Raw genomic sequence first — 24240 nt, 5'->3', positions numbered from 1 at the left:
GGAGCGGGACACTAAAAATGTAAGGTAGGGGAGAGCATGAAAGGCTATTCAAAGAAAATGTTAGTAGGGGTAAGTTTTGCTAGTTTAATGTTAGGGAGTTTTCAAGGGGTAAGTTTGGCAGAAGATACTAAGGGAGAGCAAGTTTCTTATCGAAATGTGCTAAAAATGGAGCCAGTCGGTGTACAACTACCAGTACAAGAATTAGCTCATTCATCGAAAGTGCTCGAAAGCAAGTCTTTTGAGAAAAGGTTACAATTTGCCGATTTATCACAAAGACCACCTGAGGTGAAAAAAGAAAGTAAGCAATTAGCTGTAGCGAAAACTTATACAATTGCTGAATTAAATCAATTAAGCAATCAGCAGTTAGTAGATTTACTTGTAACAATTGATTGGGAGCAAATTACGGGGCTATTTCAGTTTAATACAGACAGTCTAGCATTCTATCAAAATGATAGTAGGGTGCAGGCGATTATTGATAAATTGAAGCAGCAAGGACAAGCCTATACGAAGGATGATTCAAAAGGGATTGAGACATTAGTAGAGGTATTACGTTCAGGATTTTATTTAGGATTTTATAATTCGGAACTTAGTAAATTAAATGAACGGAGTTATCATGATAAATGCTTACCTGCATTAAAAGCGATGGCTAACAATTCAAATTTCAAGCTGGGTACATTAGAGCAAAATAGAGTGGTATCATCATACGGAAAGTTAATAGGAAACGCTTCGAGCGATGTGGAAACGATAACATCGGCTGCAAAGATTTTTAAACAATATAATGATAATTTTTCTACATTAGCAGATAATCTTTCAGCTGGAAATGCTATTTACGATATTATGCAAGGTGTTGATTACGACATTCAATCGTATTTGTACGATACGAGGAAAGCACCGAAAGATACAGTATGGTATCAGAAAATAGATAGTTATATTAATGAATTAAGTCGTTTTGCATTAATGGGAACGATTACAGCAAAAAACGGTTGGCTTATTAATAATGGCATTTATTATACAGGTAGACTCGGTACGTTCCATAGTACAGGAACGAAAGGGTTACAAGTTGTAACAGATGCGATGAAAATGTATCCGTATTTAGGGGAGCAATATTTCGTAGCTGCTGAGCAAATTGCAACAAATTATGGCGGAAAAGATGCAAATGGTAAAGTGGTGAATTTAGATCAAATAAGAGAAGATGGAAAGAAAAAATATTTGCCAAAAACGTATACGTTTGATGATGGGGCAATTGTTTTAAAAGCTGGAGATAAAGTGACAGAAGAAAAAGTAAAACGTTTATATTGGGCGGCAAAAGAAGTAAAGGCACAATTCCATCGTACGGTTGAAAGTGATCAACCTTTAGAAAAAGGAAATCCTGATGATGTATTAACGATGGTTATTTATAATAGCCCAGCAGAATATCAATTTAATCGTCAATTGTACGGTTATGAAACGAATAACGGTGGTCTTTATATAGAAGGAACAGGTACGTTCTTTACTTATGAGCGTACGCCAGAAGAAAGTATTTATAGTTTAGAAGAATTATTCAGACACGAGTTCACGCATTATTTACAAGGTAGATATGAAGTACCAGGGTTATGGGGACAAGGGAAAATATATGAAAATGAAAGATTATCTTGGTTTGAAGAAGGAAATGCTGAATTTTTTGCAGGGGCAACGAGAACGGATAATGTTGTACCGAGAAAGAGTATTATAGGAGGATTATCTTCAAATCCAGCAGAGCGTTATACGGCAGAGCGAACGTTAAATGCAAAGTATGGAACGTGGGATTTCTATAATTATTCCTTTGCTTTACAATCATATATGTACAATAAGAGATATGATATGTTCGATAAAATACATGATCTTATTAGGAAAAATGATGTAACAGCATATGATGCATATCGCTCTACATTAAGTAAAGATGCGAATTTAAATAAAGAATATCAAGACTATATGCAAATGCTAGCTGATAATCGTGAGAAATATAATGTGCCATTAGTATCAGACGATTATTTAGCGAATCATGCATCGAAGCCAGTTTCAGATATTGCAGCAGAAATAACAGCGGAAGCAAAATTGAAAAATGTATCAGTGAAGAAAAATAAATCACAGTTCTTTAATACATTCACACTACAAGGAACATATACAGGAACTGCAGCAAAAGGAGAATATGAACATTGGAAAACAATTACACAAAACGTTAATGATACGTTAAAACGTTTAAGTGCAAAGGAATGGACAGGCTATAAAACAGTAACAGCATACTTCGTAAATTATCGCGTGAATACATCAGGACAATTTGAATATGATGTTGTGTTCCACGGTATTAATACAGAAGAAGGTGCAGAGAATAAAGCACCAGTTGCAGTTATAAACGGTCCGTATAGCGGAAATGTAAATGAAGCAATTTCATTTACAAGCGACGGATCAAAAGATGAAGACGGGAAAATTACTTCGTATAAATGGGAGTTTGGTGATGGAGCAGTAAGTAATGAGCAAAATCCAACTCACGTATATACAAAAGAAGGAACGTATACGACGAAATTAACGGTAACAGACGATAAAGGAGCAACTAATACTGCTACAGCGACTGTAACTGTTCAAAAGAAAGAAGATAACAGTGTAGAAAAAGAACCGAATAACTCATTCCAAACAGCAAACAAATTGCAGTTAAATCAAGTTTTACGTGCTAGTTTAGGAAATGGCGATACAAGTGATTTCTTTGAAATTAATGTGGAGACTGCTAAAAACCTTCAAATTAACGTAACGAATGAAAATAATATCGGAATGAACTGGGTACTTTATTCTGAAGCAGATTTAAATAATTATGTTACGTATGCTCAGCAACAAGGGAGTAAACTAGTAGGTAGTTACTATACGTATCCAGGGAAGTATTATTTACATGTGTATCAGTATGGCGGGGGGACAGGGAATTATACGGTGGAAGTGAAGTAGTAAAAGGGGAGTTGTCTTGTTCAATGAATGGAAAAGGGTCTGTACTTTAATGAAAAAACAACTGCAGGCAATGTCTCTAATGATAATAACAAATTAAGTGTCGCGAGATGTTATATTTATATTAAACCAATCTAATCAGTAAATAAGATAAAATTGATGAACTAGTATTTCATCACGATGTAAGAAAAGTTATAAATATTAAGTGTTTTTAATTGAATTAAACTAAAGGATCAGAGTGTATCTGTAACAATAGATAGGCTCTGATCCTTATTATATTTAATTAACGCATATGAATTTAAGATAATTAATAAATAAGCTAGCTAGCGGGATTCTTAAAATTCATTTATGTAATTAACTAAACAGAAAATTGTTATCACATTAGCAAGGGATACTAATAGAAAAGCGTGTCCCTTTACCTAATTCACTCTCTATTTCTATATCTCCGTTTAATTCTCTAATAATACTATAAGCAATCATAGTACCAAGCCCAGTTCCTTTTTCTGTTGTTGAATAGAATGGCAAAGCAATTCGTTTTATTTGTTGAGATGACATCCCAATTCCTGAATCAATAATATCAATTATGATATTTCCTTTTACTTTTTGTATATTTATTTGTAATAATCCACCATTTTTCATAGCCTCAATTCCGTTTTGGATGATGTTGTTTAGACAGAGTTTGAATTTTTCGGGGTCCCCATTTATATAAAAGGAATCTGTACTATTTTGTTTGATTTCAACTTTGTATGATAGAGCGAGTGGTGAAATAGTATCTTTCACCTGATTTAAAATGTGATTAATATCTATTTTTTCTTTTAGGGTGTTCTGTGGTTTGGTTAAAGATAAATAGTTATTAATAGTAGATTGTATTTGCTGCATTTCAATTAACATGATTTCTAAGTATTGATCCTGAGATAGCTTAGAGGCATGTTTTTCATTTAATAATTGAGTGAATCCATGTACCGTGGTTAGTGGATTGTGGATTTCGTGTGCAATTGACGCTGCTAGTTCGCTAGCTATATAAAATTTTTCAGCCCGTTGCAGTTTTTCTTTCATTTTATATTTCTCAATCATTTCCTCTATAAAATAAACTGATAATAATACTGTGAAAATATTAATGACTATATAATTTAATAAAAATTCTATGAGAGTAGAGTCTATTTTACCTCCTGTATTTATTTGAGTTACAATACCGCAAATAGAAAGGGAAGCTGTACATACTAAAATAAGAAGTAAGCTTAATAATATCTTTTTTTCTTTAAAATACATAGGTAATAAGTAACGAGAGAGCATTGTTATAACAGAAATGATAGTAAAGATAATAAATGATGGAAGAACGCCATTTCCGCCTAAGTAAAACCGGTAAGAAAGATATAAAATTCCTATAAAAACAATGTTTTTTGTATTTCCATATAGAAAAACTAATATTATAGGAATAAAACGTAAATCATAAATAAATCCCACATGTAAATGAAAAGGAAAAGTCATACAAAAAATAATAGCAATGGAGGAAAGGATAGAAAATAACATATTATTACATGTTATTTTTTCTTTAAACTCTAGCCAAAATACGTGATAGCTAAGGATACAAATTATTATAATAAAGGTATTTAATAAAAGAGTAGAAATTCCCATAGTTTTGCATCTCCGATAGTTTGTAAGTAGAATTATGTATGAGTTGGACATAGATGTTTAGTATTAGTAGACTTTTTATCTAAAAAAGGAAGGGTACTTGAAAAGTGCTGTCATATTACTCGTATTAAAATTGATAAGGAAAATAGAAAAAATAATAGATAAAAAATCTATTTAAATTTATGTACATATGAAATTATAAACTAACTTTTGTATAGGTGAAATTTGGATTGAGTTACTGATAAAATAAGTCTTTTTAAGTATGAATATTCTGTGAAAATGATATGCGTGGTGACTCCTGTTTTGTAGCCTTCGTTATATTAACATGGAATATATCAAATTACAAAGTGAAATTTTAGAAAAATTTTATTAGTACATTTTATCTGAAATAGAAATGCTATTCATTTGAGTATTTTGGTACTTACTCGTATAAAACTTTGTTAGAAAAAGACTTTAAAATTTACATGTTTTTTATGAAGTGTAATATTGTAGCTTTATCTATGTGGCTTTCTCAATAACTATTAAGGCGAAAAGTTAAAATATATAGGTTTATAGATATGAATTATTACATAAAAACGCACTTAAAAAAGGATGTATGATGGTAATAGAATACAAACATCAAGGGGGAACTTAAAATGAAGTTAAATAAACTAGTGCTTAGTTGTGGAGTAGTTTCAGCATTAACACTTGGTGTGTTAGGGAATAATACTTATGCTGAAGAAGTACACAAAACGAATGATCCAATTCATGTAGTTGAACATGTTTCTGCAGACTTATTATTAACCCAAACAATGAATTATAGTGGCGAGGCTGTAACTTCTTTCGTATATGATGGGAGTACTGACTTAAGCTTTTCTATGAAAAATAATGGTCAAAATACAATGGGATATAGTGTAAAAGGTCCAAATACAGAGCTAATTGTTGGTGGTTATATAAAACCTGGAGAACAACAAATTAATGTTACAAATGTACGGAATGCTTTATCTCCATTACCGAATGGAACATATAAAATTTACGTTTCAAATGATGATGGTTCTAAGGGGCAATTCCAAGTTTCAGTAAGATCTATGAATTAAATTTAAAACGCTTTGTTTTTAAGTTAATTTAATCTTTGCTTATTGGAAAGAAGCTAAAATGAATTGAGAATTACCGATAAAAATGAAAACGAGCACCTTATCTAATTGTGAGAGGGTGTTCGTTTTTTGCTATTAAACAGAAAATAATTATAAATATATTTTGATATCCCCATTGCTAACCTACTAGATTGTGTCAACGAGAGAATGTCTACTATAAAAGATATTAAAATAAAGATGATGTAACATTCCGCTAAATTATATGGGGAAATAGAAAAACCACCCTTATATGAGTGGTTTTTAGTAATTATTTTTAGGTTATACATTTAAAATTAGGCTAAGTTATAGAAATAATAAACATTTAATCCGTTGTTATTATTTTGGTTCTGGATAATGATTGTAGTATGAGATTCTAATAAATTCTTGGTAGACATTTGTTAATTTGGCATCTCTAAGAGCATCGTCGAATTTTTGCATACGTACACTCCCTTGAGCGTAGCCTCCACCTGGAGTATAAGGGTTTCTAGCTTCAAAGTCATCCAAAAATACTTTTAATTTTTTATAGTCTTGAGATTGATAGAAAGCCACGGCCTCTTCAGGAGTGACGTCAAAGTAAGAGGATGACGTTGAGTTATAAGAAGCTGCTTGAGCAGTAGGTGCCTCTAGCATAGTTGCAGCTCCACCGAACATAGTAAGCGCCATAGAAGATACAATAATTTTTTTAAACATAATAAAACCTCCATGTAGAATATTAGATTAATAGTAATCCTGTAATCATTATAGTTACAATTAAAATGATTATCAAATGCAATATTGCATAATATATCCCGTTATTTTTGGGCAGTAAGACTCCCGCCCAAAAATTCAATGAAAGCAAAGAAGTTAGGTGGGAATCGGGCGGATTAAAGTTTCACTTTATTATTTGAACGAGAAGTCACCTTTATATTTAAATGGAGGAGTGTAATAGATTAAAAGAGGTGTATAAATTACTCAGGTTAACAAGAAAATGAAAAGGCTATTTTTAATAGGGGAAAGCTTAATAACTGGAGTAAAGGAATTGCTATTTATATATTTAACATACATATTTGTCTTTTAAATTGTAGGCGTGTTTTAGAATTTGTATATAGTAAATTCGTTAAAAAACTTGATAAATAATAAAATGTGTAAATTTTTTGACTATTTCATTAAAATTATTTAATATTTGTAATTTATTGTTTTATAATGATAATTGGGTCGATCGTGAATGTTTTAGATATTGCGATATATACTCGGATTAATTTATTCTAGGGAGGTTACAAAATTGGGTAAGAGAGTCATTATAAGAGTTTTTACATTATTATCAGTACTGGCATTATTCCTTAATGTATTTTTACCTAGGGCTAGTGCAGAGGTTATGACGCATGAAAAATATTCAATGGACTGGAGTTATAGTAATAGTCTAGGTAAGTACATTCGCACTGAAATGATTAAAAATTCAAGTGGTCAAATTGCTTATTGCTTAACCCTTGGATTAAAATCACCAAATGGTGAAGATCTTCCTGAAATGGGGAAAACAGATAATGTAGTATATAGAGTCTTATTAAATGGTTTCCCGCAAAAAAGTGCTGAACAGCTGGGAGTAGCTAATAAAAATGAAGCGCATTATGCAACGCAACTTGCGGTTTGGAATGCATTAGGTCAACTCGATGTAAATGAATTAAAACATGAGAATAAAAATGTTGAAAAAGCAGCTAAGACAATTATTAATGCTGCTAATAATAGTGGGGATACGCAAGATATTTATATGAATGTTATCCCAGCTGAAAAACAAAAAGCAGAATTAAAAGGTGAATTCTTCGAAACGAATCTATATACAGTACAAACAAATGCTAAGAGTGGTTCTTATAAAGTAGTAGCGAAAAATGCACCTAATGGAGTTAGAATTGTTAGTGAAAATGGAGAAGTGAAAGATCAGCTTTCAGTTGGAGAAAAATTTCGTATCCAAATTCCTAAAAATACAAAAACGGGTGAATTTAATTTAAGTGTTGCTGCTAATTTAACTAAAGTTCAAGCAATTGCTTACCGTGGTACGGATACTGTTCAGAATGCTACAGTACTATTAGAAAGAAATGAAGAAAAGCTTAGTAGTGATCTTGCAGTAAATTGGGAAGCAGCTGGTTCTTTAAAAATTAAAAAAGTTGGAGAAAATGGAGAAGTTTTAGCTGGTGCAGTATTTGAGGTCTTTAATGCAAATAATGAATCAGTCGGAAAAATCACGACTGATGCTGATGGTATGGCAGAATTAAACAACTTACCAATTGGTACTTACACATTAAAAGAAATTAAAGCACCAACAGGCTATGTTTCAGATGATAAACCACAAACTATTGAAGTTAAGACAGGGGAAACAGGAGCTGTCCAAATAGTAAATAACAAAGTAAAAGGTAACATCGAAATTAAAAAGCTTAGTGATTCAGGAAAGATTTTACCAAATGTTGAATTCACAGTCTTCACTGAAGATGGAAAAGAAGTGAAAAAAGTAGTAACAAAAGAAAATGGAATTGCAAACGTTGAAGATCTTACGTATGGTAAATATTATTTCTTAGAGACAAAAACACCTAATGGATATATTGGAAATAAAACAAAGTATCCTTTTGAAATTAAAGAGCACAATAAAACACTTACTTTTACAGTGGAAAATACCGAAGTGAAAGGTAGTGTAAAATTACTAAAAGTAGATAATGAAGATAGTAGTAAAAAATTAGAAGGTGCAGCATTCGAGCTAAAAGATGCAAGTGGAAAAGTAGTTGGGGAATATAAGACAGATAAAAATGGTGAGATTAACGTCAAAGATTTAGCGTATGGTAAATATTCATTTGTAGAAAAGGCTTCTCCAAATGGTTACGTTCTTGTTAAAGAACCGATTACGTTCGAAATAAAGGAACATGGAAAGATTATTGAGTTATTGGCAGTTAATCATCTTATCAAAGGTGATCTAGAAATTACAAAGGTAGATGTAGCTGATGGAAATAACAAGCTTCCAAATGCAGAATTTACAATTTATAACGAAGCAGGAAAAGAAGTAGTAAAAGGTAAAACAGATGATAAAGGTATCGCTAAATTTGAAAAGCTACCATTTGGAAAATACACATATAAAGAAACTGTTGCACCAAACGGTTATATCTTAAATGAAGAGACGTTTTCTTTTGAAATTAAAGAGAATGGTCAAATCATTAAACACGTTGTCAAAGATGAGAAGATTCCTTCAATTAAAACAACAGCATCTGATAAAAAAGATGGTACAAAAGAAATGCACACTTCTAAGTCTGTAACAATCCAAGATAAAGTGGAATTCAAAGACCTACAAGTAGGTAAAGAGTACACTTTAAAAGGTAAATTAATGGATAAAAAGACTAATAAACCATTCGTTGTAAATGGTAAAGAAGTAACAGCTGAAACGAAGTTTACACCAAAAGAAGCAAATGGTTCTATTACATTAGACTTCACATTTGATGCAACTGCTTTAGAAGAAAAAGAAGTAGTAGTATTTGAAGAGTTACTGAAAGACGGAAAAGTTGTTACGACACATGCTGATATCAATGATAAAGGTCAAACAGTTAAGTTCGTTAAGCCATCAGTAAAAACGACAGCAACAAATAAAGCTGATGGTGGAAAAGAGATTCATTCAAAGGATTCTATCACTATTCAAGACAAAGTGGAGTATACTAACTTAGTTGTAGGTAAAGAGTACACTGTAAAAGAAAAGGTAAACTAATGAACAAAGCTATTAACAAACCATTATTAATTGATGGTAAAGAAGTAACAGCTGAAACGAAGTTTACTGCAAAAGAAAAGAATGGGTTTGTAACATTAGACTTTACTTTTGTTGGTGCTGAACAGCAAGGAAGAGAAGTAGTCGTGTTTGAAGATTTATTACATGAAGGTCAAGTAATTGCAACTCATGCTGACATTAACGATGTAGGTCAAACAGTTCGATTTGTAGAACCTTCTATTAAAACGACAGCAACAAATAAAGCTGATGGTTCTAAAGAGTTAGATGCTTCTAAATCTGTAACAATCCAAGATAAAGTGGAATACAAAGACTTAATCGTGGGTAAAGAATACGTAGTAAAAGGCAAACTAATGGATAAAGCAACCAACAAACCATTATTAGTTGATGGTAAAGAAGTAACAGTAGAATCTAAGTTTACTGCTAAAGAGAAAAATGGTTCTATCACACTAGATTTCACATTTAATGCTTCTGCATTACAAGGTAAAGAAGTAGTAGTATTTGAAGAACTGTATCAAGATAATATATTAGTAGCTATTCACGCTGAAATTGAAGATAAGGGACAAACAGTGAAATTTAAAGAGGGAAAATCGGAACAACCTAAACCAGAACAGCTAAATTCAGATGAAAATACGCCAACACCAGAGCAACCTAACGAGCAAGTAAAAGAACAACCACAACTTAAGAAAGAAATTCAATCTAAAATTGGATGGTTACCGCAAACAGGTACTAATCTTACAAGTTGGATTTCTATGGCTGCAGGAGCATTACTGTTAATTGCTGGTGGAGTTATTTTCTTAAAACGTAAAAACGCATAAAAACTAAAAAATAAGCACATCTGTTTTTATAACAAGATGTGCTTATTTTTATCATTTTAGCCAAGAAGACTCCTATATTTAAGCGTGAATGGCATTTAAAATAGCAACTTTATTTGTAGTAAACAATACATAATTTTGTTTTACTGTTTTAATTAAAATACGGTCTGTTGTCCCATAAGCTGTTCCAATACGTATTACATCTACTTCTTCAACACCAGCATAGGTAGCATCTTCGGTAACCTCAATCACATCACGTAATGGAATTGTAATCTCCGCCAATTGCCATGAAATAATTAACTCTTCATTTGTTTTTTTTACATTAATGCCTAGCATTATACCAAGACCTTTCAATAATAATAATATGCTACACTTCTAATCTTATTATATAAATTTTTAGATTATTTATCTATATATAGGAATAGAATTTATTTCTATTTGTGAGCATCTTAATGATGTCAAACAAATAGAAGGATATACAGTCTTTCTATTAAGAAATATGTTAAGAACAAAATTTTACTTCAAATTAATATGAATTTGATATGGTTGAGATATTATGAACGAGAAACAGTAAGAGTTGCAGGAAGGAAATGAATAATGAGACTTAAATTAGTAGGGATTTTCATTTGTGTAATTATGATGTTAGGTATCTTTATAATTTACACCAATCAATCTATTGGTAAAGAATCAGATAAGATGAACTATGAATCTCGTGAAAACTTCATAAATAAAGAGAAAGATAGTAGAGGAAAAAGGCAATCAAAATACAATGAAAGTTCTTTTGCTAGTATACAGGCTGTAGTTAATAAGGAATATGGATTACCCGAAGACTTAGTGGACAGGATTGTTACTGCATTAACAGATAAACTTAATGTGTAAATTATTCAGTGTTTATGAATTCTATTATTACTATTTAAAGCCTAATTTCTCAATGTATTGTAGAGAAATTAGGCTTTTTTTATCAATTCATTAAAGTTTTTATAATTCAAGGACTCAAGTTAATGATTATATTTTCAAGTATTCGTTTTGAGCTACATAGATATAGTTTTCGTTGCAACTGTTTGTTGAAATATTTTATCATGCTCAACAATAACCATTGTGGGATTAAATTGTTGAATAAGTTCTTCAATCTGCATGCGGGAATAGATATCTATAAAATTTAGTGGTTCGTCCCATATATATATATGAGCTTTTTCACATAAACTTTTAGCGATAAGCAGTTTTTTCTTTTGTCCACCAGAATAATGAGATATATCTTTTTCAAATTGAATTCGGTCAAAGTCCATCTTACTTAGGATGGACTTAAATAAGGTTTCATCAATCTTGTGCTCTTCAATAAAGCCTGATAGTGATCCCTTCAAATGAGAAGTATCTTGTTGGACATAGGAAATGATGAGTCCTGTACCTAAAGTAACTAAGCCTGTATGCTGTATCGGATGTCCTAGAATTAGTTTTAGGATACTACTTTTTCCGCTCCCATTCGTTCCATCAAGTACAATTCGGTCACCTTGTTCAACTATGAAGCTAATCGGCTCATTCACAATTTGATCATTGTACTTAACGGACACGTCAACTAAAGTAACCAATTCATTTGATTTAAATTGCAATTGTTCCAATTTTAATGACTCAGTTTTTTCCACATTTTTTAGTAATTTTGATTTTTCCTCAATAGCTTTTTGTTGCCTTGATTCAAGGTTTTTTGCTCTTTTCATCATCTTGGCTGCTTTATGTCCTACAAACCCCTTATCCAACTTAGAGCCTGAATTCCTCGTTCCATTTTTTGAAGCTTCCACGTCATTAGACCAACTTGCTGAACGTTTGGAAGACTGTTTTAATCGCCCTATGTCTTTTTGTAGACGCTCATTTGTAGCCTTCTCGTGTTCTTGCTGTCTATCAAAATTTAACTTCCAAGAAGAATAGTTACCACTTTGAACCTCAATATTTGCTCTATTAATAGATAGGATATGGTCAACGCACCCATCTAAAAAGATTCTGTCATGTGAAATTAAAATAAATCCTTTTTTCTTCCTTAGATAATCGGAGATTATCTTTCGTGCATCTGTATCTAAGTGATTTGTTGGTTCATCAATTAATAGAAATTGACCCGCATTTAAAAACAGTGCAGCAAGCAACACTTTTGTTTGTTCCCCATTTGATAATGTTTTAAATGGTCTGTACATGACCTCAGCATCAACATTTAAATAGGATATCTCACGTAGAAGTTCCCAATCTGCGGCTTGGGGACAAATTTCTTCAAGGATTTCATGAGTGAATTTGTTCTTATCTGAAACAGAGTAGGGGAAGTAATTGAATTCTACTGAAGCAAGGATTTTCCCGCTATACTCATAATTCCCTAACAATAAATTAAAGAATGTCGTTTTACCTCGTCCGTTTCTACCAATAAATCCTAGCTTCCAATCCGTATCTATTTGGAAGTTTACACTTTCAAAAATATTATCAAAGCTACCTGGGTATGAAAAAGTTAAGTCTTGGACCTTTATCATTGACATAATAATTCCTCCTTTATATATCGAAACGTTTCATATAAAGTCGGAACATCCATCCATTTTTTAATTCCTCTATATAAGTTTGATGGATATTAACGACTTATATAGAGCATTACATGTGTAACAATAGTATCTGAAGTACTCATTTTTCTCGCTCCTTTATTTGTGAAGTACATTTAACAATTAGTAAGTTTCAACTAAGACAAACGGGAATAAAAAAATCCCCCAATTTGTAATCGGAAGGATTAGTCTTTCGTCTATACTTAATAAGTACTTATTAATCATTTGAATCATGACAAATAAAGTATGAACTGAATTTTAAAAATGGATAGACTAACCCTATATTTTGTAGTTTGAAGTTATAAAATTCAACTTAAAATATAAATTAGTTAATCATTATTCATCCATCATTCCTTTCATAATTCTATTTTTAGAGTAACATTCTTTTTAGGGAGATGCAATATTGGCTTCAATTTCATCTAATTCTAAATCATTTATAATTCTTTGAGTAAGGAGATAAAACTTTACCGCCCTTTTTATAAACATCACATTTTTGTTCAATAGGTCATGTCTTTTGTCCGTTAAAAAGGGAGGATATGAAATTGACATCAACTTTTTGTGTAACTATAATAGTTACAGTTGGTTTCGTAAACTAATTTGAATTTCTATTTTAATGATAGTATATTTTCATTCCTTTTTAAGTGTGACAGATAGCAACTATAATCCAATAGAGGAGTAGATTCTATCTCATATGTAAAGAGTAGATAAGTTGTACCCGCCAAATTTACGATGCTCAAATACTTAAAAAATTACATTTTTCAGCTTATCCTTTTTAGAATCCTCAGTATTGATAATTGTAAACATCTACAAAAAGTTAATAAGATTGTTGTGTGTAGAAAGAAATCTTTTAAAAAGGTCATAATATGGATAATAGATAGCACACATTTTAATTAGTAGGACTTGTGCCACCATCAAGCCATTTTTTAATAAAAGTATAGAAAAATCAAGAAGGTGAATCCATTGCGTAAACATGTATATGTGCAATTTTATGTATTGATATTGGCTTTAATAACTTATATAAGCTTTTGCTTTATATTTTTATTTGTTTTTCCGAATCATTATTTCGTATCAGATTTTAATATCCGACTATCATCTTTAGTCGTTGAAACTACTGTATTTATCTCATTACTGTATTCTATATTATCCCAAAAAATTAAGTTAGGAGTATTCTGGGTTTGCATTACTATTGCAATAGGGTGTTTTTTGATAGGAAATTTCATATCCGATTTTCAAGTACTTAATGTAGAATTACCAATACAAAATTTTAATATTTCTGATGTATTTCTACTGTTTTTCTTATTCTTCTTTCTTTTTGCGTTCTTTTATAAAATTATGATGGAATGTAACAAATGGGAGAAAGCGTATTTACTTTGTGATTTATGCATTGTTGTTACTGCTATTTTTACATTAGAGTGGTACCTATTTAATAAACCATCTGCAAATATTTTATTCTTATCAATTGGAGATGTTTTTCTCTCATTTATTTTTCCGATTATAGATTTATTGCTTCTATTACTTGGAGTTACACTGATCTTTCGACCTGCTATTTTCAATGCAAAAAGTAAATTGTTTATTTTTATCCTAGTATTAACTGGATTGGCTATTACGGACTATTTGTATTTTTACTTACAAGGTGATTTGTCAGAGCGTTCAGTTATATTTTTAAGGTGTTTGTATAGAGTTTTCCTATTATTTATCGCTATTGCTGCTACAATCCCAAAGAATACTTCTTCTAAAAGAAATTATTTTATTATTAATCCGACATTTGGAGAGAAACTTCTTGGTATATTCCCTTATCTTGCAGTTGCAGTCTTAATTGGCTTTACTTTGAAAGAGCAAACTTCTTCAGCTACATTAATTACGGGAAATTGTATTGCTTTTGTATTTGTACTGATTCGTCATACAATCGTACGAATGCAAAACAAAGAGTTAACTAAAACATTAAAAGTGTTTAATAATCAATTAGAACAAACAGTATCTCAAAGAACAAGGGATTTAATAAATAAATCTAATGATTTAGTAAAAAATCAAGAGAGATTTAAGTCATTATATGAGTATCATCCGGATCCTATTTTAACGATTGATTCAAACGGTATCGTATTAAATATAAACCAGGCTGGAAGTATGTTATTAGGAAAAGAAAGTGCTGCATTGATAGGGAAAGAGTGCTTCTCTATTTTTTTAGATGAAGATAAATCTGAATTGGAAGCAGCTATAAAGAAAGGGAAACGATGTAGTTCATCTTCACTACAGTTACGTGTGAAAAATAACAATGAGAAAGATATACTCTTTTGGTATGTCACTATAGTTCCTATTATGATAGAAGGACAAACCTTTGGGAGCTATGTAATGGTAAAAGACATAACAAGGATGAAACAACAACAGGAAGAGATAAATTACCTTGCATTCCATGATACGGTGACGGAGATTGGAAATCGTATATTCTTCCAACAAGAATTAGATAGATCTATTAAGCGTGCACAAAAAACACAGGATAAGTTTGGGCTCCTGTATATTGATTTAAATCGCTTTAAGACTATTAATGATACATTGGGTCATTCGATTGGTGACAAGGTTTTAAAAGAAGTTGCCAAACGTTTTAGGACATGTCTGTCACCGACTATTCCTCTAGCAAGAATAGGTGGTGATGAGTTTGCGATCATTGTCCATAACCAAACAGAGCAACAGCTATTGGATTTGTGTAAAACTCTATTTCGTATAACTGAAGAACCATTTGTAGTAAATCAGCATAGTTTTTACTTATCTCTTAGTATAGGAATAGCAGTGTATCCATTTGGAGGAATAAATACTACTACACTTTTACAACACGCTGATATCGCTATGTATAGCGCAAAGGAAAAAGGTAACAATGCTGTTTGTATGTATGACGAGACATTATCTCAAAAAGTAACTCGTCGATTACGATTAGAACAGGATTTACCAAATGCAATTGAAAATAATGAGTTGTTTTTATTGTATCAACCACAAATTGATAGTAAGGCAGGTAAGGTTATTGGTGCAGAGGCTTTAATACGTTGGCAACATCCAGAGCTTGGGCTGATTTCTCCTTTTGAGTTTATACCTATCGCAGAAGAAACGGCGCAGATTATTTCAATTGGGAAGTGGACGTTACAGAAAGCGTGTCAACAACTGAAAGAATGGCATTCTGCGGGCTTTTCAAATCTAAAGATGGGGATAAATTTATCAGCTATAGAGTTTGAACAGAAAGATTTTGTTCAAACCATTATATCTACCATAGAAGAGATAGGAGTACCTGCTAATTCGATTGATTTGGAATTAACAGAGCGAATAGCAATGGTAGATGAAAAGGAAACCTTATCGAAGTTAAAAGCATTAAAATCATATGGTGTACATTTATCAATTGACGATTTTGGTACAGGTTATTCTTCATTAGCGTATCTGCCTCTTTATCCAATTGATACTTTGAAAATTCCAAGAGAATTTGTTAATAGGATTGGAACTTCTACTGATGGAGATGAAATTATACAAACCATTATTTCACTTGCTCATACTTTAAACATGAAAGTGATAGCAGAAGGGGTAGAAACGAAGGAACAATTAACAGTGTTACAACGTAATGCATGTTATCTAATTCAGGGCTATTACTACAGTAAACCTGTAAATGAAGATGAATTTATTGGTTTTTTAAGTACAATACAAAATGAATAAGTGAAAAATCAGTATATGTATGAAATAAAGTGAAAAGACGATCTATCCATATGGATTTGAACGTCTTTTCACTTTATTTTCAGTAGTTATGCAGCAAGGTTTCAGCCTTTGAAAGTAAAATAAGTATCTATATTCCTTGTATTTAGGGCTAATGGGATATGAGGTGAAAGTTGCTTCTTGTGAAACCGCATTAGGGACAGCTCGTATATTCTTAAAGCAATTTGAAAAAGCGGAAGAACATTTCAATCGGTCCATTGACCTTTTGCAAAAACATAATAAAGAAAAATTGATTTTAATAGTAAAGCATAATCTAGGACTATTATATGCAACTCAAAATTTATCTAAATTAGCAATTCGTCATTTATCAGAAGTGACAGAGAAGAATATTGTCCATTTTAAAGCATTGTTCTTACAAGCGCGTGAACACTATAAGCTAAGAAAAACAAATATTGTAAAAGAACTTATTGAAAAAGGATTAGCAGTTTGTATGGAATTAGGAAATGAAGAGTATGTATATCATTTCAATATTTTACGTTCTCTTAATGAAGATGAAGCAATTAAACTCTTAGAAGAAGTGAAAAAAGTATTTCTTACTTCGAAAAGCAAGGTTTATGGGATTTCGTAGAAGAATATGCAGATCTAAAAAAGGAAGAAATTATACAATAATCACATGCTATCATTTTTAATAGCTAATTAACAAAAGGACTCCAATTATGGAGTCCCTTTGTTAATGGGATAATGCTTTAGTTTATCTAATTATAACAATATTTGTAAAAAGTGTAAAGGGGTCCTAGTTTGGAGGGGGAATTATTTAATCTTTTTTATTTAATAAAGGGATGATATTTAGTTATCTGCGTTTCTTAATTATGTTTTTTATCACAATTTGAAGTAAATTTCAGTTAATCTTATTTATTTTATAGGAATTATAAGTTATACTAAAAGTAGGTGCAAAATGTACCATTTGAAAAAGAGTGCATTGCAAAAAGGAATCCGTAAAGGATTCCTTTTTTGTTTCTTTTAAAATGAAGCAACGTTCTAATTATCTCTTTCTTTTTTTATGAATGAACTACCAATGTATAAATTTAAAAGGTATTTTTGGAAAATTGCCATATTCCTGTAACAAAACAAAGGTATGTTATGTGTGTTAAATATAAAGAGAAAGAAGGAAAAGTTGTGAAAAAAGTTTTGCCAATTGTTGCGTTATTAGGCATGATGAGTTTTGGAGTACAGGAAATGAATGTAAGAGCTGATACATACCACAAGGGCGATTCAAAAATTAGTTTTTGGGATTCGAAAAGAAAGGGTACTAATTTCATGAATAGTACGTCATTACCTGAAAACTATAAAAGTGCAAAAGAAGCTAATATTGAATATGTACGTTTAGCACCTGATAAATGGGCAAAAGATAAAGATTTTCTATTTGAGGATAAACCAGATATTTCTGGAAAAGTTTATCTTATATAATGGTGGAGACAATAGGATATATGTATTACAAGCACTAAGTAATGGTAGATATATATCAGCAAATGGTGGTAGAGAATTAACAGCTACTAGTTATGTAGCTGGAAGCTGGGAAAGATTTGTTATTGTATACTTCTAAACTTTGAAGTGTTATATATCTAAATGATAATGGCATGTTTAGTTGGTATAAATACCTAATACAATAAAGTTTTAAGCATGTAATACAAGTGTATATTAACGTGTAAAAGGGCTGCAAATAATTAGCAGTCCTTTTTGCATGGACTTACTGAGGTTATAATGAGAAGAAAAAGAACCCTATAGGGTTCTTTTTCAAGGCATATTAACAGTAAGGAGAATCATGAAATGCTACTTCAAATCTTTATTAGGGGAAAGATTTTGAAAAAGCTTAACATGTATTTATTTTTACATAAATGTAAGATGTAGTAAATTGATAATGTTTATACTTACTATTACTAATATTCAATTAAGATAGTTAATACTATTTATATAGTGTTAACTGGTGTATAGTACAGTATAGATTTAGAAATTTAATATTAGATTACATTTGTTAAAAAAGTTAATAGATATATTATTTCAAATTTTAACTAACATTTAAACGGTTTTAATTGAAATTGGTTGTGTATTAACCCTTATAAGCCAATAAAAGTAAATAAAATAAACAAAGACCCTGTAATAAATACAGGGCCGGATACAGGGTTAAGGGAACGCATAGTTTCTTAATATCATAGTAGCATATATTCTTTGTATAGCTACATGAGGATTTTGACAGAATTAAGAACAAGACAGAAAATCTGTAGGAAAGCAAATATAGTGCTGGAAATGTGATTTTAAATTAAGCTATAGGTATATTGAAATGGATGAAAACTCTTGAGTACCATGATTAAATTGCCTTTAATTATGAGGTCTAGGTTAGAGGGATAATTGGATCTTACTGAAAAGAAAAAATATTTTTTAGATTAAAAGAAGAAAAGACACCTTTTGGGTGTCTTTTCTTTAGGTAAACAGTTCACATATTGCTGAATTAGATACGAAACCATAATTCGACTACGAAGTAAATCCTAACATAATCTGAACAGAAAAAATATGTAATATTACATTTTTAGTTTTTAATTATTTTATTCAATATAGAGAAACAACGTAAATAAAAGGGCATGCAGTCGTATCTGCAGCCCTTTTTAGGAGGAATTCAAGACACCATTAGGACACGTATTGGTAAACAGGTTCAAAAATAGTATGTGTGAAAAGAAAAAGTCCTATACCAAAAGTAGACAGGACCTCATCTTTTTACATTTTAAAAAATGAAATTCTGTCCTTTTGAAATCAGTACAGCACACACTTGGTTTGAAATGAAATTAGAAAAAGTATACATGAAAATGGCAGACAACTATTTTGTTGCCTGCCGGTGCCAGTGGGTTGAATGAGTTAGTCAATTCAATAAATTGTGCTATCCCATTACCAGAAGAGTGAAGCCGCTAGTTCAAACGGCTTAGACATAGTTTGTCTAATAAAGAAAAAATTATGAGTAAAGATTTTGTTTGCTCTATATGAAAAGATAAATAGATATTCATCAGACAAGGATAATTTAGCATATCTTGAATAGGGTGTAGGAACGAATTAAAGAAAGGGATATTTGTTTAGGAAGGGACTGACTCAGGAGTGGGACTTTCGGACAGGGTTTGGGGAGCGGTGATTGCCTTTGGCATTGCGACTAATATCGTTGCTTGTATAATGGCAGTATACATTCAAAAATATGAGCTAATGATAAATCATCTTACAAATATTTTATTTTTAATAATTATCTCTTTAACGTTTATAAAGATGAAAATTAACAGATGGGTGGCTTTAGGATTTACATTAGTTGTAATAGAGAAAGGTATTAAAGCGGGCTATGACTTCTACACACATAATTATTATAGTGTCAGTTGGAGTTTAGCTATCATTGTCTATTGCATATACGAGATGGAAAAGTATCATATTGAAATAAATGAATAGGCGCAACAAAAAGGTGTTAGTAGGTGGAATTCTTTTTAAAATACTATAAAAAAGACACTACAAGAGTGTCTTTTTTTTGAAAATACTCTATAATTAACTTTGGGGAAGGTAATGTTAGAGTATTCGTTTAGCATTATCTTTATATTTGATAAACCATGAAATCGAAAGATTTTGTGGTTTATTTTATGAACAATAGATATTACAGTATTGGCAGTGAGTTATTAACCATTTTAAGCATTAGGGGAGAATGGATTAAAAGTCTAACATCGAATAACGGTTCCGGAATATAGTGTTGCGAAATGATCTCCCATATCCCAAACGGTACTTGCCTGTATATAGCCCTTAAAGCCTTCTGAAGAATAATAAATCTCTTTTGGTATACTTTCTTTAGTTTGGAAATGTGCTTTAGAGTACTTTACATAATGGTCTTTAACAACTTTTGCTTCTGGAACAATAGTGTTTTTTTGTTCCAATTTTGGCCTAGCACTAGAAGGTGGTATGAATTTTATATTGTCTTGGTAATTAGGATCTAAGGTGTCAGCTTGTACACTGTGTGACGAAACAAAGGTGCTTAGACTACTTCCCGCGATTAAAGTTGCAAATACTAACTTTGAGAATTTTGTTAATCTACTCATTCTATAATCTCCTTTTTATTATTTTGTAAGGTATCTCCTTACACCTCACAGTCTATATCCACTACAAAAGGGTGTACATGTACATACATATTGATAGACAAAATTCTACAAAATACCGCATGTTTTTGGGATTTATGTATAATAATCCAATGTCTAATAATCTATTAAAAGTAAAAAGGTAGGTCTTATATAAAAGAAAATGAATAATTTATGCAGGTAATGTATATGGAATTATTGTTTAAATATTCTAAAATGAGTTGATAAAGATGTTGGTAGGTTTTTTGGAAAACAAATAATTCCCTAGGTGAAATTTGGAAGGAAGATTCTCTGTTAGAGTTTTTATAAGGGAATTCATTTTCGTAGATTCAAAATGTAAAAATAACTAAAAGAGCAAGTGTTTCAATGGGTAAAAAGCTATGTTGAATCTTTTTTCTCTGTCGGTGGTCGTCTAATCAATGAAATGACGGATGCTTATGATAGTTTGTGTCTAGCAACATTCGTGTATAAACGAATGAATTAAGAAAAGGGTGAAATATTGGATAACTCGAAATGGATGCCTTTAAGTAATGTTGATGATGATGAGGAAATTTGGGTAGGAGCAAGAGTTAGGTTGTACAATGTTGGTATGAATAGAGAAGATAAAGAAAATAATTTCTATGAATATATTATTTCTTATATCTACGACAACACTAACTACTTACAACTAACTAATTTAACAACAGGAAAAGCAGGTTATATTATTTGTGTCATTGAAAAAGAATTACCAAATAATTATGCTTTGGGCAGAACATTAAAGCAAAGAATAGGTTTAGAAAATACCTATTTTAGATTTGAATAATCAACAAATAAGGGAAGCACCAACTCTAAGGTGTCTTCCCTTATTTAATACTTTTTATCAATAATCAATATTAACAGAGCCTAAATAAAAAAGTGAGAAAAATGATAAACACTCTTCTCACTTTCATCAATTAGGGTGGCATATACATAAATATGCGTTTGGGTGGATTTTGGATGAAAAATCCACATGCATAGTATAACAAAAAAATTATGGCTTTTCGCATGTAATATTGCATATGAAAAATAGTAAAGTTTTAAATTTTAATATTAACAACTTATATATATGTGTTACAATGTAATTCTCTAATTTATTTTATTCTCCTATTTAGAATTTATAGTTTAGTGATTTAATAAAACAAAAGTGGTTGTAATAAATAGATAAAACGATGAAATAATACAGTTAGAATGGTTAAAAGGCAGTTAAATATAAGTATTAAAAGAAATAAATTTACTTATTTATGTTTAGTGAATGTATTATGGTAAGAATTTCATCCGATTGGATTAGCGCTAAACTAGATTTTTATCCAAACAAATCCAATAATTATTTTTTAAATGAAGTATTTGTTGCATCAAGTTTATTTGGAATAATTCGTAGTCTAATAATTGCTGAATCTAGAAAAATAACATATTCGAAAGGAGAACAGATAAAACTCTGTCTGTGAAAATTAAATCTTTAAATTATAAATTATGGATAATAGGATGTAATTGTGGTTTCATTTCGAATGGTACCATAAATGAATGTGGAAAAGTAAAGGAGAAAAATTTAAATAAACTATATAAGTAGTAAAAATGAAAAGGAGAAGTAGCTAGTGTTTAATATAAAAGAAAGATTGGGGCAAATAAAGCTTAAAACGAAGTTGTCTATGGCATTTATAGCAATATTAATTATACCAAGCCTTATCGTAGGAGTATCATCTTATAATAAAGCAAAAACAGATCTTAATGAAACAATTCTACAATCTGCAAAAGATAATATAAGTATTTTAGATAAGATTGTTGATGATGAATTAGAAAATAAGCATACAGATATCACGCATTTTGCAAAGGTACTCACACAAGGGGATTATAATCCTGAACAATCGCAAAATGTACAGAATAAATTTGATCAATATATACAGTTACATCCAGAGATAGAAACGATTTATACGGCATCCAGTAACAATCAATTTATTCATGCACCTGTTGGAAAAATACCAGAAGGGTTTAATCCGTTAGAAAGTAGTTGGTATAAGGATGCAGTAAAAGCAAATGGAGAGATTATTGTTTCATCTCCCTATAAATCAAAGTCTACAGGAAATATGGTAATTGCAATTGCAAAGCAGAATGCAGATAAAAGTGGTGTCATTGGCGTAGATTTGAATATTAAAGATATCGTAAAAACATCCAAAATGATAAAAATTGGGAAGCAAGGATTTGTATCTATAGTTAGTCAAGATAAAACTATAGTTGTTCATCCATCACTAAAACCTGGAGAGAAATTAGATAAAACTTTAGTGGATGAATTGTACAAGACAGAAGATGGAGTAATTACTTATAGCCTCAATGGTGAAGATCGAAACATAAGCTTTAAGACAAATAAAAAAACAGGTTGGAAAATAGCTGGCGTAATGCCTACGAAAGAAATTGAAGAAGCTACCAATCCTATTTTTTATAAAACGCTCACTATAATAGGTGCTTCATTATTGTTAGGTGGAATTGTAATTCTATTCATACTCAAATCTATAATTACTCCACTAAGACAATTAGTCATTTCAGCTCAAAGAATTAGTCAAGGAGATTTAACCGAGAAAATAGATATTCGTTCAAAGGATGAACTTGGTCAATTAGGTGGTAGTTTCAATACAATGGCAGAGTCGTTACGTAATATTATTTCTCAAATTAACACATCTGCAGGACATGTAGCTGCGTCTTCTGAGGAACTAACTGCTAGTGTAGAGCAAGCAAGTGTTGCGACAGAACAAATTACAAAAGAGATGGAAGAAATCTCGAACAGTGCAGAGGTTCAAAATAATGAAGTTGAGTCTGGAGCTGAATTAATTGGTGAGGTAACACGAAATATTCAATACGTAGCTGAGAATGCTTCTGAAGTATCGACTTCATCCATATACACTAAACAAAAAGCCAATGAAGGTGAACAATTAGTAGAACAAACTGTAACACAAATGCAGTCTATCCATCACTCTGTTTCTCAATCCGATAATGTCATAAAATTATTAGATAAGAAATCACAGCAAATTGGCAGTATATTAGAAGCGATTCAAAATATTGCGGAACAAACAAATTTATTAGCATTAAATGCAGCGATTGAAGCAGCTAGAGCTGGGGAACAGGGGAGAGGGTTTGCAATTGTTGCTGATGAAGTTAGAAAGTTGGCGGAGCAATCATCCGAATCTTCAATGGAAATTGGAAGTTTAATTAAGGAAATACAAGCAGACGTACATGAGACTGTAAAAGCTATGAATGAAGTAGGCGTAGAAGTACAGTCGGGAATTAAGGTTGCGAATGATACAAAACAAAGCTTTTATGAGATTTCAAAATCTGCAAATGATATTGTATCAAAAGTGCATGGTATGGTAGAACTATCAAATAAAATGACAACTGATGCAATGAAAGTTGATACATCGATTGATCAAATAGCTATGGCTGTAAAAGAAAATTCTTCAAGTATGCAAACGATAGCTGGTTCATCTGAGGAACAACATGCTTCTATGGAAGAGATAAATTCTTCAGCAATACAATTAGCACAGATGGCGGAAGAACTTCAAGAGTTAATTGGTGGATTTAAGATTTAAGTTGAGA

The 24240-nt window shown here is 31.1% G+C and carries 12 protein-coding genes and 4 pseudogenes; 11 read left to right on the top strand and 5 right to left on the bottom strand.

Annotated features, from left to right (window positions below; genetic code table 11):
- The first annotated feature begins 36 nt into the window (after window positions 1-36).
- A complete protein-coding gene (colA, locus tag MR169_RS13660; RefSeq protein WP_242319536.1) occupies window positions 37-2952 on the top strand; it encodes a collagenase ColA in 2916 nt (971 codons plus the stop codon).
- A gap of 378 nt (window positions 2953-3330) precedes the next feature.
- Here the strand turns inward: colA and MR169_RS13655 are convergent, their stop codons facing one another.
- Window positions 3331-4584 carry a sensor histidine kinase gene (locus MR169_RS13655; RefSeq protein ID WP_000513019.1) on the bottom strand — a complete coding sequence of 418 codons (1254 nt, stop codon included), beginning with the start codon at window positions 4582-4584 and terminating at the stop codon, window positions 3331-3333.
- Between the two features lie 632 nt (window positions 4585-5216).
- On the opposite strand from MR169_RS13655, the gene MR169_RS13650 reads away from it, so the two are divergent.
- Window positions 5217-5657, top strand: a complete 441-nt coding sequence (locus MR169_RS13650) for a hypothetical protein (RefSeq protein ID WP_000773525.1) — start codon at window positions 5217-5219, stop codon at window positions 5655-5657.
- A 372-nt stretch (window positions 5658-6029) separates the two neighbouring features.
- Here the strand turns inward: MR169_RS13650 and MR169_RS13645 are convergent, their stop codons facing one another.
- Window positions 6030-6383 carry a hypothetical protein gene (locus MR169_RS13645; RefSeq protein WP_242319535.1) on the bottom strand — a complete coding sequence of 118 codons (354 nt, stop codon included), beginning with the start codon at window positions 6381-6383 and terminating at the stop codon, window positions 6030-6032.
- Between the two features lie 571 nt (window positions 6384-6954).
- On the opposite strand from MR169_RS13645, the pseudogene MR169_RS13640 reads away from it, so the two are divergent.
- Window positions 6955-10241: pseudogene (locus MR169_RS13640) on the top strand (VaFE repeat-containing surface-anchored protein).
- Between the two features lie 78 nt (window positions 10242-10319).
- Here MR169_RS13640 and MR169_RS13635 read toward each other — a convergent pair.
- On the bottom strand, window positions 10320-10574 hold the full coding sequence (locus MR169_RS13635; RefSeq protein WP_000900695.1) for a SunI/YnzG family protein: 255 nt from the start codon (window positions 10572-10574) through the stop codon (window positions 10320-10322).
- A gap of 261 nt (window positions 10575-10835) precedes the next feature.
- Between MR169_RS13635 and MR169_RS13630 the strand changes: the two are divergent.
- Window positions 10836-11069 (top strand): annotated as a pseudogene (locus MR169_RS13630) (hypothetical protein); the annotation flags it as partial.
- Window positions 11070-11269: 200 nt separating this feature from the next.
- Here MR169_RS13630 and MR169_RS13625 read toward each other — a convergent pair.
- Window positions 11270-12748, bottom strand: coding sequence for an Lsa family ABC-F type ribosomal protection protein (locus tag MR169_RS13625; RefSeq protein WP_242319534.1), 1479 nt, complete (start codon window positions 12746-12748; stop codon window positions 11270-11272).
- A gap of 1017 nt (window positions 12749-13765) precedes the next feature.
- Between MR169_RS13625 and MR169_RS13620 the strand changes: the two genes are divergently transcribed.
- The 5 genes and pseudogenes from MR169_RS13620 (at window position 13766) to MR169_RS13605 (ending at window position 19969) form a co-directional block, all read left to right on the top strand.
- Window positions 13766-16495 (top strand): sensor domain-containing protein, encoded by a 2730-nt coding sequence (locus MR169_RS13620; protein WP_242319533.1) that lies wholly within the window; start codon window positions 13766-13768, stop codon window positions 16493-16495.
- A 151-nt stretch (window positions 16496-16646) separates the two neighbouring features.
- Window positions 16647-17120, top strand: coding sequence for a tetratricopeptide repeat protein (locus tag MR169_RS13615; RefSeq protein WP_255846472.1), 474 nt, complete (start codon window positions 16647-16649; stop codon window positions 17118-17120).
- A gap of 512 nt (window positions 17121-17632) precedes the next feature.
- Window positions 17633-17956 (top strand): annotated as a pseudogene (locus tag MR169_RS13610) (cellulase); the annotation flags it as partial.
- Window positions 17940-18095: pseudogene (locus MR169_RS28480) on the top strand (fascin domain-containing protein); the annotation flags it as partial. The pseudogenes MR169_RS13610 and MR169_RS28480, both read left to right, overlap by 17 nt.
- A 1538-nt stretch (window positions 18096-19633) precedes the next feature.
- Complete coding sequence (locus MR169_RS13605) at window positions 19634-19969, top strand: hypothetical protein (RefSeq protein ID WP_000524431.1); 336 nt, start codon at window positions 19634-19636, stop codon at window positions 19967-19969.
- A 260-nt stretch (window positions 19970-20229) separates the two neighbouring features.
- Here MR169_RS13605 and MR169_RS13600 read toward each other — a convergent pair whose 3' ends face one another.
- Window positions 20230-20604: a hypothetical protein gene (locus tag MR169_RS13600; protein ID WP_044795252.1), complete on the bottom strand. Its 375-nt coding sequence runs from the start codon at window positions 20602-20604 to the stop codon at window positions 20230-20232.
- A 553-nt stretch (window positions 20605-21157) separates the two neighbouring features.
- On the opposite strand from MR169_RS13600, the gene MR169_RS13595 reads away from it, so the two are divergent.
- Window positions 21158-21442: a hypothetical protein gene (locus MR169_RS13595; RefSeq protein WP_002024558.1), complete on the top strand. Its 285-nt coding sequence runs from the start codon at window positions 21158-21160 to the stop codon at window positions 21440-21442.
- Between the two features lie 808 nt (window positions 21443-22250).
- A complete protein-coding gene (locus MR169_RS13590) occupies window positions 22251-24233 on the top strand; it encodes a methyl-accepting chemotaxis protein (RefSeq protein WP_242319531.1) in 1983 nt (660 codons plus the stop codon).
- The last annotated feature ends 7 nt before the right edge of the window (window positions 24234-24240 follow it).

It is taken from the genome of Bacillus cereus group sp. BfR-BA-01349 (assembly GCF_022663795.1).
Lineage (GTDB): Bacteria > Bacillota > Bacilli > Bacillales > Bacillaceae_G > Bacillus_A > Bacillus_A cereus.
Note: the sequence above shows the minus strand (reverse complement) of the source record. Positions and strands in the feature narration are given on the sequence as shown.

Excerpts from the sequence above, each read along its gene's own strand:
- colA (WP_242319536.1), top strand. The coding sequence starts at position 37 with ATGAAAGGCTATTCAAAGAAAATGTTAGTAGGGGTAAGTTTTGCTAGT.
- MR169_RS13655 (WP_000513019.1), bottom strand. The coding sequence starts at position 4,584 with ATGGGAATTTCTACTCTTTTATTAAATACCTTTATTATAATAATTTGT.
- MR169_RS13650 (WP_000773525.1), top strand. The coding sequence starts at position 5,217 with ATGAAGTTAAATAAACTAGTGCTTAGTTGTGGAGTAGTTTCAGCATTA.
- MR169_RS13645 (WP_242319535.1), bottom strand. The coding sequence starts at position 6,383 with ATGTTTAAAAAAATTATTGTATCTTCTATGGCGCTTACTATGTTCGGT.
- MR169_RS13635 (WP_000900695.1), bottom strand. The coding sequence starts at position 10,574 with ATGCTAGGCATTAATGTAAAAAAAACAAATGAAGAGTTAATTATTTCA.
- MR169_RS13625 (WP_242319534.1), bottom strand. The coding sequence starts at position 12,748 with ATGTCAATGATAAAGGTCCAAGACTTAACTTTTTCATACCCAGGTAGC.
- MR169_RS13615 (WP_255846472.1), top strand. The coding sequence starts at position 16,647 with ATGGGATATGAGGTGAAAGTTGCTTCTTGTGAAACCGCATTAGGGACA.
- MR169_RS13600 (WP_044795252.1), bottom strand. The coding sequence starts at position 20,604 with ATGAGTAGATTAACAAAATTCTCAAAGTTAGTATTTGCAACTTTAATC.
- MR169_RS13595 (WP_002024558.1), top strand. The coding sequence starts at position 21,158 with ATGCCTTTAAGTAATGTTGATGATGATGAGGAAATTTGGGTAGGAGCA.